A 15,583-nucleotide genomic window follows, 5' to 3' on the forward strand; every position below is an offset into this window, starting at 1 on the left:
CCGCTTCGGCCCCTGCCCCCCTCTCCCCTCTTCCCCCTCTCCCCCTCCATCCGTCGGTCCGACGACTTCCAATGGGAGCGCTTCCATGCCTGAACCCGAATCGCCGGTGACCCCGGTGACCTTTCCCCCCGCCTTCCTGTGGGGAGCCGCGACCTCCGCCTACCAGATCGAGGGGGCGGTGCGGGAGGACGGCCGTACGCCCTCCATCTGGGACACCTTCAGCCACACCCCGGGCAAGACGGCGGGCGGCGAGCACGGTGACATCGCTGTCGACCACTACCACCGCTACCGCGACGACGTGGCGCTCATGGCCGACCTGGGCCTGACGGCGTACCGCTTCTCGATCTCCTGGTCCCGGGTGCAGCCGACCGGCCGCGGGCCCGCGGTTCAGCGGGGTCTGGACTTCTACCGCCGGCTGGTGGACGAGCTCCTCGCGCACGGCATCAAGCCGGCCGTGACGCTCTACCACTGGGACCTGCCCCAGGAGCTGGAGGACGCGGGCGGCTGGCCGGAGCGCGACACGGCGTACCGGTTCGCGGAGTACGCGCAGATCGTCGGAGAGGCGCTCGGCGACCGGGTGGAGCAGTGGATCACCCTCAACGAGCCGTGGTGCGCGGCCTTCCTGGGCTACGCCTCCGGGGTGCACGCGCCGGGCCGTACGGACCCGGCGGCCTCGCTGAGGGCGGCGCACACGCTCAACCTCGCGCACGGCCTTGGCACTTCGGCCCTACGCGCGTCGATGCCGGCCCGCAACTCGGTGGCGCTCAGCCTCAACTCCTCGGTCGTCAGGCCCTTCTCCCAGGACCCGGCCGACCTGGCGGCGGCGCGGAAGATAGACGACCTGGCCAACGGCGTCTTCCACGGGCCGATCCTGCACGGCGCCTATCCGCAGACGCTGTTCGCGGCGACGGAGCTGATCACCGACTGGTCGTTCGTCGAGGACGGCGATCTGGCCCTGATCAACCAGCCGCTCGACGCGCTGGGCCTCAACTATTACACGCCCGCGCTGGTGTCGGCCGCGGACCCGGAGGCCGCCGGCCCCCGCGCCGACGGCCACGGCAGCAGCGAACACTCCCCCTGGCCCGGCGCGGACGACGTCACGTTCCACCAGACGCCGGGCGAGCGCACGGAGATGGGCTGGACAATCGACCCGACGGGCCTGCACGACCTGATCATGCGATACACCCGCGAGGCCCCCGGTCTGCCCCTCTACATCACCGAGAACGGCGCCGCCTACGACGACAAGCCCGACCCCGACGGCCGCGTCCACGACCCCGAGCGGGTCTCCTACCTGCACGGCCACCTCGCCGCGGTCCGCCGCGCGATCGCCGACGGCGCGGACGTCCGCGGCTACTACCTGTGGTCCCTGCTGGACAACTTCGAGTGGGCGTACGGCTACGAGAAGCGATTCGGCGCGGTCTACGTCGACTACACCACGCTGGAACGGACACCCAAGTCCAGTGCCCTCTGGTACGGCCGGGCGGCCCGCACCGGCACCCTCCCGGAGGTCCACAGCATCCCGTAGCCACCACGAAGACGGGGGACGGGGAAGGGGCGCGGCGGCCGAGGGGGGTGCCGCGCCCCGCCCGCCCCGTCGGCACGGTCGTCTCAGTGTGCTTCCCGTACGACCGCCACATCGCCCGGCGGCACCGTCAACCGGCCGCCGTCGACACTCCTCCCGCTCAACAACTCGGTTGCGCGCGAGGCCACTTGTACCTCGGCGTCCCGTTCACCGTGGTTGATCAGGAAGAGGTAGTCCGCGTCCCGGCCGCTGCGCAGCACCGCCTCCACCCCCTCCGGTGTCTCGCGCACCGGCTCCACCCCCGCCTCGGTGCGGATGCGGTCCAGCAGGGTGGCGAGGGTGTCCGGGTCCGGGTGGGTGGCCAGATACCAGGCCGCGCCCTCGCCGTAGGTGTGCCGGGTGACCGCCGGGACTCCGGTCAGGGGGCCCGAGGTGTACGACCTGACGGCCTCCGCCCCTTCCAGGCGCACCCGCTCCGACCACAGGGACGCCGTGCCGCCGTCGCTCAGGCCGAGGGACTCACCGGGCAGCAGCGGGAAGAGCTCGTCCGTGCGGACGCCGAGGGGCTCCCGGAAGGCGCCCGGATAACCGCCCAGGCGGACATGGCAGTTGGTGTCCACGGCCCCGCTGTGGAAGCCGACGACCAGCGTGCCGCCGCCCGAGGCGAAGGTGGTGAGGTTCGCGGCGCCGGCGTCGTCGACCAGGTACAGCGCCGGGGCCAGCACCAGCCGGTACGACGACAGGTCGGCGTCGGGTCGTACGAAGTCCACCGCCACGCCTGACCGCCACAGCGGCTCGTACCAGGCCCGGACCATGTCCAGGTAGCGGACCGACTCGCTGGGCTGGGAGGGGAGTTCCAGGGCCCAGCGGGCGTTCCAGTCCCAGACGACGGCGACCGAGGCGGGGCTGGTGCTGCCCCGCACCTCCGCCAGCGCCTTCAGGTCCGCGCCCAACGCGACCACGTCACGCCAGATCTGGCTGTCCGTGCCGGCGTGCGGGAGCATCGCCGAGTGCCATTGTTCGGCGCCCGCCTTCGCGGCCCGCCACTGGAAGTAGGCGATGCCGTCGGCGCCGCGGGCGACGTGGGCCAGGGCGTTGCGGCGCAACTCCCCCGCTGTCTTGGCCCTGTTGACGGGCTGCCAGTTCACCGCGCCCGTGGAGTGCTCCATCAGCAGCCACGGTCCGCCCGCCAGTGAACGGACCAGGTCGCCGCTGAGCGCGATGTCGATCTGCGACTCGGGGTCGGTGGAGCGCAGGTAGTGGTCGTTGGAGACGACGTCCAGCTCCGGCGCCCAGCGCCAGTAGTCCAGCGCGTCGAAGTTGTACATCACCATGAAGTTGGTGGTGGCGGGCACCGAGGGAGCGGCCTCCCGCAGCACCTCCCGCTCCGCCTTGCACAGCGCCAGCAGTTCGTCGCTGCAGAAGCGCCGCCAGTCCAGCTGGTGGGTCGGGTTGGGCACGGCACCGGTGGCGCGGGGCGGGATGATCTCGTCCCAGTCGTAGTACCACTGGCTCCAGAAGGTCGTGCCCCAGGCGTCGTTGAGGGCGTCCAGGTCGCCGTACCTCTCGCGCAGCCAGCGCCGGAAGGACGCCGCGCTCACGTCGCAGTAGCACTCCGCGTTGTGGCAGCCGTACTCGTTGTGGATGTGCCACATCACGACCGCCGGGTGGTCGGCGTACCGCTCCCCGAGGACCCGGGCGATCCGCAGGGCGGCCTCCCGGTAGGCGGGGCTGGAGGGGCAGAAGGTCTGGCGGCTGCCGTACGACAGTCTCCGGCCGTCCTTGTCGACCGGCAGCGCTTCAGGGTGCGCGCGGAAGAACCAGGCCGGTGGGGCCGCGGTCGGTGTGGCCAGGTCGGCGGCGATGCCGTGCTCGTGGAGCAGGGCGAGGATCCTGTCGAGGCGTGAGAAGTCGTACTCGCCCTCGCGGGGTTCGAGGAGAGCCCACGCGAAGATGTTGACGCTGACCATGTTCACGCCCGCCTCGCGCATGAGGCGTACGTCCTCGGCCCAGACCTCCTCGGGCCACTGCTCGGGGTTGTAGTCGCCGCCGTAGGCGATGCCCTCCGTGATCATCGGACGTCTCCTCCGAGCAGGCGGCGGGTCGTCGCCACGCCCCACAGGTCCAGGGACAAAAGGCGGTCGCTCGACGCCATCAGGCCGCCCGTCGCCTCCACATGAGCCGCCCAGCGCTCGCGGGTCTCCACGGCCGGGCGGGCCATCAGACAGTCGGGGTCGTTGACCCAGAGCCGTCCGTGCTGCCACTGGCGGGCGGCGCCGGTGAACTCGGCCGGGTCCTGGCCCGGCTGGCTGTAGTCGTCGGCCTCGGGACGCCGGTGCGGGGCCGTGTCGGGGCTGACCCGCATCGCGTCGAACAGGCCGATGGAGGGCAGGACCGGCGCACCGCAGCCGAGCAGGTACGCCTGGGAACCGATCGCCTCGCGGATCAGCCGGATGCCGTCCCGGTAGGCCGTGAGCGCGTCCGCGGAGAAGTGCCGTACGCCTTCCAGCGCTCCCGCGTACAGGAAGTCGACCTTGAAGTAGTCGTAGCCCTCGGACACCAGGGTGCTGAAGACCGACGCCAGGTACCGCGCCGCTTCGGGGTGGGTGGTGTCCAGGACGCACAGGTCGTGGCCCCAGTTGCGGCCGGCGTGCAGGAAGCCTCCGTCGAGGTCCCCGACCAGCCAGTCGGGGTGCTCGGCGGCCAGGTCACTGGCCGGGTCGACCAGGAAGGGGGCGGTCCAGATGCCGGCCCGACGGCCCCGCGCCCGGATCGCGTCGGCGATGCCCGCGCGGGAGCGGAAGCGGCCGGAGAGGGTGAGCCAGTCGCCGAGGGCCTTCTGGTAGCCGTCGTCGATCTGGACGACGTCGACGGGCAGGTCGAGGGTGTCCATCGCACGCAGGTTCTCGTGGATGTCGTCCTCGGTGACGTCGGTGAAGTACTCGTACCAGGAGCACCAGACGGTGGGCGCCGGGCGGGGGGTCTCGACCCCGAGTCCGGCGGCCCACTCGGCCAGCACCGACTGGATGCCGGTGCCCGTGAACTCCTTCACCGGGCCGTCGGCCAGGACCTCCGCCACGGAGTCCTCGGCGACCAGACGGATCGACGGCACCTCATGCGTGGGGTCCGGAGCCGCCCACAGCCGTACCGGCGATCCGTCGCCCGGGTCGAGCGCCAGCAGGCCCTCGCCCTGGAAGGTGCCTTCGGGGACGGTGACACGGGGTCGGTAGCAGACCGTCGCCCAGTTGTCGTTCGTCGGACGGTACGGCTTGTCGCCGAGGGCGTACGCGCCGCTGGGGCTCCAGGACTGCCAGCCCTCCTCGTGCACGCGGGCCCTGCGCGGGTCCACGGGCACGGAGGCGAGCGGGGTGAAGGGGTGGGGCACGGTGGTTCTCTCTCAGGTGCGGGCTGTCAGCCCTTGTTGGCGCCGAGGGTCAGTCCGCTGACGAACTGGCGTTGGAGCACGAAGTAGACGATCAGGGTGGGGATCGCGGTGAGCAGGGCGCCGGCGGCGACCAGGTTGGGGTCGGTGAAGTACTGGCCGGAGAGGTTGTTCAGGGCCGAGGTGATCGGCATGTTCTCGCCGGTGGAGATCAGCACGATGGCCCAGAAGAAGTCGTTGTAGATCCAGATGGACAGCAGGGTGCCCAGCGCGGCCATCGCGGGCTTGCACAGGGGCAGGACGATCTGCCAGTACTGGCGCCACACGGAGGCGCCGTCGACGAGGGCGGCCTCGGTCAGTTCGTGCGGGAGCATGCGCATGTAGTTCGACAGGACGAAGGCGCAGAACCCGGACTGGAACGCGACGTGGATGAGGACCAGGCCGAGCGCGGAGTCGTAGAGCTTGCCGCTCATGGTGACGCCGGGCAGGTCGACGAGCAGGTACAGGCGGTACAGCGGGGTGATGATGACCTGCTGGGGCAGCAGGTTGCCGGCGGTGAAGACGAGCAGCAGCGCGATGTTGAGGCGGAAGTCGAAACGGCTGACGTAGAAGGCGACCATCGACGACAGCACCAGGGTGATCAGCACGGCCGGTACCGCGATGAGCAGGGTGTTGCCGAAGTAGTGGAGCATGTCGGACTGGGTGAAGGCGTTTTTGAAGTTGTCCAGGCTCAGCTTGTCGGGCCAGGACACGTAGCCCTTGGTGCTGGTCTCGCTGTAGGGGCGCAGGGCGGCCAGGACGGCCCACAGCAGCGGCGCGAGCCAGGCCAGCGCGGTGCCGGCCAGGAACACGTGCAGCAGGATCCGGGCCGGGCGCAGCGGGGTGCGCTGTTTCGCCGGGGCGCCGGCGGTCAGGGTGCTCATGCGCGGCGCTCCTTGCGGAAGGTCGCGATCAGGTACGGGATGATGACCGCGAGGGAGATGACCAGCAGGACCACGGCGATCGCCGAGCCGTAACCGATCCGGCTGGACTCGCCGATGATGTTGTTGGTGATCAGGATCGACAGCAGTTCGGTGCCCTGTGCGCCCTTGTTGAAGACGAACACCAGGTCGAAGGCGCGCAGCGCCTCGATGATCGTGACGACCAGGACGACGGTGTTGGTGGGGCGCAGGGTGGGGAAGATGACGTTCTTGAACGTCTGCCACTCGTTCGCGCCGTCCAGCGAGGAGGCCTCCCGCAGGGAGGGGTCCACGCCCTTCAGCCCGGCCAGGTAGAGGATCATCATGTAGCCGGTGTGCCGCCAGGACGCGGCGATCAGCACGGCCCACAGGTTCAGGTGCGGGTCGCCGATCCAGTCGATGTAGTGGCCGGGCTTGTTGGCCCCGATGAGGCTGTTGATCAGGCCGGTGTCGGGGTTGTAGACCAGCTGCCACACGAACCCGGTGACCGCGAGGGAGACCACGACCGGCAGGAAGAACGCGGTCTGGTAGACGCGGGAGAAGCGGATGTTCTTGTCCAGCTGGACGGCCAGGAACAGACCGAAGGGCGTGGGGATCAGGATGAGCACCACGAACCAGATGATGTTGTGCTCGACCGCGGGCCAGAACTGCGGGTTGTCGGTGAACAACTGCTTGAAGTTGTCCAGCCCCACCCACTTGATGGAGCCGAAGCCGATGCCGTCCCAGCTGGTGAAGGCCAGCGCGATGGACGCCAGCGCGGTGACCCAGACCAGGGCCACGTGCAGGACCGTGGGCACGCCCGCCATGAAGGCGAGCGTGATGCGGTCACGGCGGGTCAGCAGGCGCTTGTGGCCCTGCGGGACCCGCTTGACAGGGGCAGGGCCCGCAGGCGGCACAGCGGCCGCCTCCGGGCTCTTCGTGTTGATGTCGGTAGTCATTCAGCCGCTCAGCTCAGGAGGACGCGAAGATCGTCTTCTTCTGGCGTTCGATCGAGGACAGCAGACTGTCGACGCCCTTGGGGTTCTGGAGGAACTTCTGCAGCGAGGGCTGCATCACCGTCGAGGTGAAGTCGGGGCGCGAGTCGCGGTCCATGAACTGGGTCAGGCTCTTGGCGCCGGAGATCATCTCGTACGCCTTCTTCTGCAGCGGCGTGTACGAGGAGGTGTCGGCCTTGCTGGAGGCGGCCACCACGCTGGAGTCGGCCTTGAGGTAGATCTGCTCCGCCGCCGGGGTGCCCAGGTACTCGAGCAGCTTGGTGACACCGGCCTTGTTCTTCGGCGCCTTGGAGACCATGAAGCCGTCGGTGGGCGCCTCCACGGTGTCCTGCCCGTACGCCGGGTTGATCTCCGGGAAGGCGAAGAAGTCCAGGTCGTCCAGGTCCGCCTTGTTGCTGAACTGCTGGGCCACGAACGAGCCCAGCACATACATGCCGGCCTTCTTGGACACCAGCGTCTGGGCGGCGTCCTGCCAGGTGCGGCCCATGAAACCGTCCTGGTGGTAGGGCAGCAGCTCGGCCCAGTGGTCGAAGACGGCCTTGACCTTGGCGTCGGTCCACGCGGCCTTGCCCGCCATCAGCTCGACGTGGAAGTCGTAGCCGTTGAGGCGGAAGTTGATCTGGTCGAAGGTGCCCATCGCCGGCCAGGCGTCCTTGTCGCCGAACGCGATCGGGACCAGGCCGTCCTTCTTCATCTGCTTGCACAAGGCCACGAACGCGTCCCACGTGGTCGGGACCTCGTAGCCGTGCTGCTGGAAGACGCTCTTGCGGTAGAAGATCGCCCAGGGGTAGGTGTACAGCGGCACGAAGTAGTACTTGCCGTCCGCGCCCTTGGACAGCTTCTTCATGGCGTCCGGGAAGTTGCCGCCTATCTTGTCCCACACGTCGTCGATCGGGGAGGCGAGGTTCTTCGCGGCGAAGAACTGCATCCGGTACCCGGCGAACCAGTTGAACACGTCGTCCGGCGTGCCCTGCAGGTAGGAGTTGATCTGCTCCTGGAACGTGTTGTGGTCCTTGGTGTTCACGTCGACCGTGATCCCGGACTGCTTCTTGAAGGCCGCGTAGATCTCGGCGAACGCCTTCTTCGGCACGGCGTCCGACGCGTTCGACCCCAGGCTCACGGTCTTCGGGTCGCTGGAGCTGCCGCTGCTGCCACAGGCGGACAGCAACGGGATACCCGCGCCGAGGAGGGCGGCACCGCCCACCCCCTTGAGCAGACCACGGCGGCTGGGCGAGGGAAGGGAGGACGAGAGGTCACGCATGGACGGCTCCTGAAGGCAGGGGTTCGATCATGGAGGGATTCGGAGACCAGTCGTAATCGACCAGAAACCAACTTGACCGAACACGGTGGCGCAATGACAGCGTTATGTCAGGTCATGCGTCAATAGCTTTCGACTCGATTTGTCGAAACGTGACCGACATCCCTGCCTACCGGTGACCCGGGAGCCTCGTCGCCGAGGGGTTCAGTTGTAGGCGCCGAAGGCCTTCGAGAAGGCGAACGGGTCCTGGACCACCGAGCTGCAACTCGCGTCGGCCGAGGGCTTCGCACCGCCGGAGCACTGCTTGTCCCGGGTGGCGGACCACATCGACAGCAGGCCCAGTCCCTTCGCCTTGGCGAAGGCCACGAGCTGGGTGGCGTCGTCCACCTTGAAGATCTCCGAGGCCACGTCGTTGACCCCGATCATCGGCGTCACCCCGACCGTCTTCCAGGCGGCGCTGTCCGACAGCCCGAGAACGCCCTTGACCTGTGCCTGGGTGGCGGTGGCCGCCTGCTCGGCGTAGGTGCCCATGTCCCCGCTGTACGAGGCCCCGTAGTCCATCGCCATGATGTTGACGGTGCCGATCTCCACGCCGTTGGACTTGGCGTTCGCGAGCAGGTCGACCCCGTCCTGGGTGAGGCCCTCGGGCATCACCGGCAGGGTGTAGGAGACGTCCAGGCCGGGGTGCCGGTCCTGGAGCTTCGCGATCGCCTGCGCGCGCCGGGTGTTCGCGGTCGTGTTCGGCAGCGCCCCGCCCTCCACGTCGAAGTCGACCTTGGTGAGGCCGTACGCGTCCACGACCTTGCCGTACGCCGCCGCCAGCGCGTCCGCCGAGGAGCAGGTCGTGGCCAGCTCGGAGCCGGAGGCGCCGCCGAAGGAGACCCGGACGTCACCGCCCTTCGTCCGCAGCGCGCCGATCTGCGCGGCCACGGCGTCGCTCGCCAGGTCGGTGACCCCGCCCCACTTGGGGGTGCAGCCGCCCCCGTCGGTGACGAAGGCGAGGTGGTAGTCCTTCACGCCGGTGGCGTCGGCGGCGGCGAGGAGGTCGAAGGCGGGGTAGAGGGAGGTGTCGACGTAGGGGGCGAAGCCGGCGCTCTTCGAGGGGGAGGCGGTGGAGGTCGGGGTGGCTGTGGGGGCGGCGGTCGGTGTGGGGTCGGCGGTGTCGTCGGCGGAGCACCTCGCGCCGTCCACGAGACACCCGGTGGGGTCGGCGGCGCCGTTGACGACGAAGCCGACGGTGACTGACTCGCCGGGCGCCAGCCCGTCGGTGTCCCACTTCGCCGAGGTAACGGTGACATGTTGCCCGCTCACCGCCGACTCGGCATTCCACAGGGAGCCGAGTTTCGCGCCCGACGGCAGATCGAACTCCAGCTTCCAGTGCCGGTCCGCCGAACCGCTGTTGTTGGTGACGACGTACTGCGCGGTGTACCCCGTCGACCAGGCACTCGTCCTCGTGTACGCCGCGCCGATCCCGGCCGCCTGGGCGGTCCCGCTCAACAGGACCGCGCCGGTCCCCACCACGGCGGCGGCGACCACCCCGCCGATCGCCTTGTTCCTGCCGCTCACTCTGCGCCGATGGATGCTCATGGCGTGGCACGCTAGCGAGCCGGAATCGGGCAAATGACCTGATCAGGGCGGGCGTTGAGGATCTTAGGGCGCGCTTAAGGAAGGGATCGGGGTCGGTTAAAGGTCGAGACCAGTCTGCCGGTCCTGCGCCTGCGCACCCGGTGTCCCCGGCGCACCGGCTCCCGCCCGTCCAGCTGGATCCAGACCCGCACCTCGGTGCCGCCCAGCACCGACGACCCGATCCGTACGTCCCCGCCCGTCGCCTCGGCGAGCCGTCGGACGATGTCGAGCCCGAGCCCGGTCGACCCGGTGCTGCCGGACCCCCGTCCGCGGGCCATGGCGGCCTCGGGGTCGCGGATGCCGGGGCCCGCGTCGGAGACGAGCACGATCACCGCGTCCTCGCCGTTGTGCACGTCGACCGCGAAGGCCGTGCCCTCCGGGGTGTGCCGGAAGACGTTGCCGAGCAGGGCGTCGAGGGCGGCCGCGAGGTCCGCCCGGGCCACGGGTATCCGCACCGGCCGCTCGGTGCCGGCCACCCGCCACTTGCGGCCCTCGTCCTCGGCGAGCGCCGACCAGAACCCCATCCGCTCGCGGACCACCTCCGCCGCGTCGCATCCGGCGCCGGGCCCGGCGGCCGCGGTCTGCGGTTTGGCCTCCCGGGCGGTACGGATGATGGTGTCGACCTCGCGCTCCAGCTGCGCGACCGCGGCCCGGGTCTGCTCGGCGGCCGGACCGTCCCCGAGCGAGGCCGCGTTGAGCCGCAGCACGGTCAGCGGGGTGCGCAGCCGGTGGGACAGGTCGGCGGCCAGTTCCCTTTCGTTCGCGAGCAGTTGGACGACCTGGTCGGCCATGGAGTTGAACGCGACGGCTGCCAGCCTGAGTTCGGTCGGCCCTTCTTCCGGCACCCTCGACCCCAGTTTCCCCTCGCCCAGCTCGTGGGCGCCCTCGACGAGTTTCTGCGCGGGCTGCACCATGCGGACGCCCAGCCGGTCGGCGACCGCGACCGAGCCGACGACGAGCGCGATGCCGACGCCGGCGAGCACCGCCCACGCGGTCGCGACGCCGTTGCTCACCTCGGACTCGGGGACGTACACCTCGACGACGGCGATCTTGCCGGAGCTGAGCGCGACCGGCTGGAGGAGGGTGGAGCCGCCGGACACCTCGGTGGTGGAGGCGCGGCCCAGCCGGCGCACGGTCGCGATGTCGTCGGCGGCGGCCCGCCGCCGTCCGATGTCCACGGCCTTCTGAGCGCTTCGCCCCGCACCGTCGGCCGGTATGTGGACGGCCATCCCGGAGTCCGAGCCCGCGGAGGCGACGACCCGCTCCAGCTGGTCGCGGTCGGTGGTGATGGACAGGGCGGGGGCGACGGCGGCCGCCTGCCGCTCGGCGTTGGAGAACGCCCGGTCCCGGGCCATCTCCTTGATGACGAGGCCGAGCGGGACGGCGAAGGCGACCACGACCATGGTGGTGACCGCCAGGCAGACCTTGACCAGAGCCCATCTCACAGCGGCAGCCCCCCACCCGGTGGTTCCAGCTTCACTCCGACGCCCCGCAGGGTGTGCAGATAGCGGGGCTGTGCTGCCGTCTCGCCCAACTTGCGCCGCAGCCACGACAGATGGACGTCGATGGTCTGGTCGTCGCCGTAGGACTGCTGCCAGACCTCCGCGAGGAGTTCCTTGCGCGGGACGACCACCCCGGGCCGGGCGGCCAGGAAGGCGAGCAGGTCGAACTCGCGGCGGGTGAGGTCGAGTCGGACGCCGTCCAGTTCGGCCTGGCGGCGCAGCGGGTCGACGCTCAGGCCGCCGACGCGCAGCACGGTCTCGGGCGGCGCGTCGCCTCCGGCGGCCCGGGACCTTCGTAGGACGGCGGCCATCCGGGCGGAGAGGTGCTCGACCGAGAAGGGCTTGGTGAGGTAGTCGTCCGCCCCGGCGTTCAACAGGCGGACGATCTCCGTCTCGTCGTCCCGCGCGGTGGCGATGATGACCGGGACGTCGGTGATCCCGCGCAGCATCTTCAGGGCCTCGGACCCGTCGAGATCGGGCAGACCGAGGTCCAGGATCACCACGTCGAAACGGAAATGGGCGACCTCGCGCAGCGCCTCCAGCGCCGTCCCGACGCTGCGCACGGTGTGTGCCGCGTCGGTCAGGTGCCGGATGAGCGCCGAACGAACGAACTGGTCGTCCTCGACCACGAGCACACTTGCCATGCGCCGCACCGTACGCGATTCGGGCGAGCGCGGTCGGGGCCTGTGGACAACTCAGTCCGTGTGCGGCCGGTGGGACGCGTGAGGCAGTATGGCGGGCGATGCGCAGAGGACTCGTACACGTACTGGCCTGGCTGCTCGCCACGGGCGCGGCGGTCACGCTGTCCTGGTGGGGTGTCCACACGGTGATGGCGGGCACGGCCTACGATCCGCCGCGCGCGCTGCCCATCACGGCGGCCGAGGCGACCACGCAGGAGTCGAAGCTGCTGGCGTCCCCGACGCCGACACGGACCGAGCGGGCGACCCCGCCGAAGAGCCCCGCGCCGAGCCCGAGTTCCACGACCGCCGGCCCGGCCCCCTCCTCGAAGAGCCCCTCCCCCACCGCCTCCGGTCAGGTCAGGAGCTATGACACCGACGGCGGCCGCGCGGTCTTCGACCTCGGTGAGAAGTCGGCGACCCTGGTGTCCGCGACGCCCGGCACCGGCTGGTCGATGCAGGTGTGGAAGACGGAGTCGTGGATCCGGGTGGAGTTCGCCTCGGGCGCGGACCGGGTGTCGGTGTTCTGCACCTGGCACGACGGCCCGCCGCGGGTGGAGATCGGCACCTACTGACTCACCGGGTCATCTGAACACGGACGCGGGCGGCGCCGGGGAGGCCACCGCCTCGGCGTCTGTCACGGGTACGGCCCCTCCGGTGAAGTCCCGGAGCGCCTTGCCGTGTTCGACACGGCCGGGGTGCGGGTCGGAGGCGGCCCGGCGGGTCAGTTCCGCGATCGGCAGCGGGGTGTCGGAGGCGACGAGTACGGCGTTGCCGAAGCGTTTGCCGCGCAGGACCGTCGGGTCGGCGACGAGGGCGAGTTCGGGGAAGCGGGCGGCGGCGGTGGCGATCTGGCCGCGGAGATGGGCGAGCGGCGGTCCGTCGGCGAGGTTGGCGGCGTAGAGACCGCCCGGCCTGAGCGCCCTTCGGACCTCGTCGAGGAACTCAGTGGAGGTGAGGTGTGCCGGGGTCCTGGCTCCGCTGAACACGTCGGCGATGACGAGATCGGCCCATCCGTCGGCGACCTTGGCGAGACCCTCGCGGGCGTCGACGGACCGCACGCGTATTCGCGCGGTCGGCTCCAACGGGAGCTTCTGCCGGATCAGTTGCACCAGGGCCGCGTCCCGCTCGACGACCTGCTGGGTGGAGCGGGGGCGGGTGGCGGCGAGGTACCGGGCGAGGGTGAACGCGCCTCCGCCGAGGTGTACGGCGTGCACGGGCTTGTTGGCGGGCGCGACCAGGTCGATGACGTGGCCGAGCCGGCGCTGGTACTCGAAGGAGAGGTGGCGCGGGTCGTCGAGGTCGACGTGGGACTGGGGGGCGCCGTCGATGAGCAGCGTCCACGCGTGCGTGCGCTCCCGGTCGGGGATGAGCTGGGCGAGACCGCCGTCGACGGGTTCGACGACGGCTTCGGCGGCCGGGCTTCCACGGCGAGAACTCTTGGACTTACCCACTACGCCATTATCCGCGGCGCAAGGCCTTCCCGCGTCCGCGGGCCGGTGGGATCGGGCGGCTGCCGGTCAACGGCAATTGTCCGCGGCCTCGATCAGCCTCGCCGCCTCGCCCAGTGCCGCCCGCAGCACCGCGGGGTCCGTCGCCAGATCCGCGTCTCCCGGCGGCAGCAGCCAGTCCGACCCCTCCACGGGCGGCTCCGGAGTCAGCCGCAGCCCCCGGCCGTCGGTCTCCGTGCAGGTGCTCCCCGGCACGTCCCAGCCCGCCGCCGTCCCCGGCGGCACCAGGAACCCCAAGGTCTGGCCACCGTCGTCGTGCAGCACGGGCCCGACGCCCTCACTCACCCCCCGCCGCAGGATGTCGACGGCCTCCAGGCCGTGTCGCGCCGGCACCGTGACCACGTCGCACGACACCGGCGTACAGGGATTGACGCTCCGGCTGATCTCCATCGCGGCCTCCACCAAGGAACCCTCGTCCGACTCCGGGAAGTTCAACGCGCGCCGACGTCAACGGCTACGGCGAAAGTCCGCCGCAAAGGATGGCAGTTCATGGCGGATCCAGGATGAGATATCCGGTTTGTAGCCAAACCCCGCATGGGGACCCGGACACACCAGGTACGTTCTTGCCCGCCGGAAACAGGGCGTCACACTGACAAACCAGTCAACTCGCCTCACCCCCGGCATGGTTCGACGGTTCGCACGAGAGGACCCGGCCATGGCGTCGTCAATGGTGACCTCGTCCCAGTCCCCCACACCACCGAGGCCGAACCTCGCGTTCCGGCGCCTGCGCGGACAGCGCTCGCCGGCCGAGTTCGCCGCGGCGGTGCGACGGGCCGCGCGCGAGATCGGCGAGAGCGTCAGCTGCGACGCACGCTATGTGGGCCGCGTCGAGGCGGGCGAGATCCGTTGCCCCAACTACGCGTACGAACGGGTGTTCCTGCACATGTTCCCCGGCCGCACGCTCTCCGACCTGGGCTTCGCCTCCCGCGCCTCCGTACGCGGACGCCGGGGGCGCCCCACGAGTGAGACACAGGGGACGTACGAGCCGTATGACACGCAGGACACGCAGGACCCCGACGAGACGTACGACGACTACGAGGAGAGCGACGTGCTGCGTCGCGCATTCATGACCGGCGGGGGCGTCACGGTCGCCGCCGCCTCACTGGGCCCCATCGGGCTCGCGCTCGACGCCGCGCCCGCCGGACGGCCCGTCCGCCGCGCCGGGACGGGCGAGGCGGGCGCCCTGGAAGAGGCCGTGCGCAGGATCCGGCTGCTCGACGACCGGCACGGCGCCGACGGCCTGTACCAGCGCGCGGCAGCTCCCCTGCGCGCCGCCTACGCGCTCCTGGACGCCGGCGCGACCCGGCAGACGACCGCCGACCGGCTGCACTCGGGTGCGGGTGAACTCGCCATCTCGGTGGGCTGGCTCGCGCACGACTCCGGGCGGTTCGACGACGCCCGCTCGCACTACGCGGAGGCCCTCGCGACGGCCCGGGTGACCGGTGACGACGCCCTGGAGGCGCACGCCTTCTGCAACACCGCCTTCCTCGCGCGCGACGCGGGACGGCCGCGGGAGGCGGTACGGGCCGCGCAGGCAGCCCAGCGGGTCGCCCGGCCCCTGGGTTCGGCCCGGCTCATGTCGCTGCTCGCGCTGCGCGAGGCGGGCGGCTGGGCGGGGCTCGCCGACCGCACCGGGTGCGAGCAGGCGCTTGTCCGCGCGCAGGCCTACTTCGAGCGGGGCCACTCGGACGCCGACCCCGAGTGGATGAGCTTCTACGGCGAGGCCGAGCTGGAGGGTCTGGAGGCGCAGTGCTGGTCCACGCTGGGCGACTGGCGCCGGGCCGCCCGGCACGCGCGCCGCGCGGCGGATCTCCAGGACCCGCACTTCACCCGCAACATCGCGCTGTACACAGCCGAGCTCGCCGACGACCTGGCCCGCGGCGGCCACCCGGACGAGGGGGCGGCGGCGGGGCTGCGGGTGCTGGAGCTGCTGGGCGAGGTCCAGTCGTCCCGTATCCAGACGATGCTGGCGGCGACGGCGAGGGTGCTGCTGCCGCACCGGCGGGCTTCGGGGGTGTCTGCGTTCCTGGAACGCCACGCTTCGACGCCGAGGTCTGCGTGACGGGTCAGTTCTTGGGCTGCGGGCCGGTGGGGGCTGGTCGCGCGGTTCCCCGCGCCCCTAGGTCGGTGCGGTCACGGCCTGCCCAGCTG

Annotated in this window: 13 protein-coding genes; 3 read left to right on the forward strand and 10 right to left on the reverse strand. The window is 70.8% G+C overall.

Annotation, left to right across the window (positions count from 1 at the left end):
• Positions 1 to 85 precede the first annotated feature (85 nt).
• Positions 86 to 1,525, forward strand: a complete 1,440-nt coding sequence (locus H293_RS0139310; protein WP_028808584.1) for a GH1 family beta-glucosidase — start codon at positions 86 to 88, stop codon at positions 1,523 to 1,525.
• Positions 1,526 to 1,608: 83 nt separating this feature from the next.
• Here H293_RS0139310 and H293_RS0139315 read toward each other — a convergent pair whose 3' ends face one another.
• From H293_RS0139315 to H293_RS0139350, 8 genes are all read right to left on the reverse strand, one after another.
• Positions 1,609 to 3,597 (reverse strand): beta-galactosidase, encoded by a 1,989-nt coding sequence (locus tag H293_RS0139315; protein WP_020123275.1) that lies wholly within the window; start codon positions 3,595 to 3,597, stop codon positions 1,609 to 1,611.
• The gene (locus tag H293_RS0139320; protein ID WP_020123276.1) at positions 3,594 to 4,907 is read right to left on the reverse strand and encodes a glycoside hydrolase family 36 protein; all 1,314 of its coding nucleotides are present in this window, start codon (positions 4,905 to 4,907) and stop codon (positions 3,594 to 3,596) included. Before H293_RS0139320 ends, H293_RS0139315 begins: the two co-directional genes overlap by 4 nt.
• A gap of 26 nt (positions 4,908 to 4,933) precedes the next feature.
• Complete coding sequence (locus H293_RS0139325; RefSeq protein ID WP_020123277.1) at positions 4,934 to 5,827, reverse strand: carbohydrate ABC transporter permease; 894 nt, start codon at positions 5,825 to 5,827, stop codon at positions 4,934 to 4,936.
• A complete protein-coding gene (locus H293_RS0139330) occupies positions 5,824 to 6,801 on the reverse strand; it encodes a carbohydrate ABC transporter permease (RefSeq protein ID WP_020123278.1) in 978 nt (325 codons plus the stop codon). Before H293_RS0139330 ends, H293_RS0139325 begins: the two co-directional genes overlap by 4 nt.
• A gap of 13 nt (positions 6,802 to 6,814) precedes the next feature.
• A complete protein-coding gene (locus H293_RS0139335; protein WP_020123279.1) occupies positions 6,815 to 8,119 on the reverse strand; it encodes an ABC transporter substrate-binding protein in 1,305 nt (434 codons plus the stop codon).
• Between the two features lie 201 nt (positions 8,120 to 8,320).
• Positions 8,321 to 9,703 carry a glycoside hydrolase family 18 protein gene (locus H293_RS0139340; protein WP_028808585.1) on the reverse strand — a complete coding sequence of 461 codons (1,383 nt, stop codon included), beginning with the start codon at positions 9,701 to 9,703 and terminating at the stop codon, positions 8,321 to 8,323.
• 74 nt (positions 9,704 to 9,777) lie between these two features.
• Complete coding sequence (locus H293_RS0139345) at positions 9,778 to 11,187, reverse strand: sensor histidine kinase (RefSeq protein WP_020123281.1); 1,410 nt, start codon at positions 11,185 to 11,187, stop codon at positions 9,778 to 9,780.
• Positions 11,184 to 11,888 carry a response regulator transcription factor gene (locus H293_RS0139350; protein ID WP_020123282.1) on the reverse strand — a complete coding sequence of 235 codons (705 nt, stop codon included), beginning with the start codon at positions 11,886 to 11,888 and terminating at the stop codon, positions 11,184 to 11,186. The genes H293_RS0139345 and H293_RS0139350 overlap by 4 nt, the downstream gene beginning before the upstream one ends.
• Before the next feature lie 98 nt (positions 11,889 to 11,986).
• Between H293_RS0139350 and H293_RS0139355 the strand changes: the two genes are divergently transcribed.
• Positions 11,987 to 12,496, forward strand: coding sequence for a hypothetical protein (locus tag H293_RS0139355; protein WP_020123283.1), 510 nt, complete (start codon positions 11,987 to 11,989; stop codon positions 12,494 to 12,496).
• A 9-nt stretch (positions 12,497 to 12,505) separates the two neighbouring features.
• Here H293_RS0139355 and H293_RS0139360 read toward each other — a convergent pair whose 3' ends face one another.
• Positions 12,506 to 13,375, reverse strand: a complete 870-nt coding sequence (locus H293_RS0139360; RefSeq protein ID WP_020123284.1) for a spermidine synthase — start codon at positions 13,373 to 13,375, stop codon at positions 12,506 to 12,508.
• Positions 13,376 to 13,441: 66 nt separating this feature from the next.
• Positions 13,442 to 13,822: a hypothetical protein gene (locus tag H293_RS0139365; RefSeq protein ID WP_199790247.1), complete on the reverse strand. Its 381-nt coding sequence runs from the start codon at positions 13,820 to 13,822 to the stop codon at positions 13,442 to 13,444.
• Between the two features lie 265 nt (positions 13,823 to 14,087).
• Between H293_RS0139365 and H293_RS0139370 the strand changes: the two genes are divergently transcribed.
• Positions 14,088 to 15,494 carry a tetratricopeptide repeat protein gene (locus H293_RS0139370; protein ID WP_028808587.1) on the forward strand — a complete coding sequence of 469 codons (1,407 nt, stop codon included), beginning with the start codon at positions 14,088 to 14,090 and terminating at the stop codon, positions 15,492 to 15,494.
• The last annotated feature ends 89 nt before the right edge of the window (positions 15,495 to 15,583 follow it).

The organism is Streptomyces canus 299MFChir4.1 (genome assembly GCF_000383615.1).
GTDB classification, from domain to species: domain Bacteria; phylum Actinomycetota; class Actinomycetes; order Streptomycetales; family Streptomycetaceae; genus Streptomyces; species Streptomyces canus_C.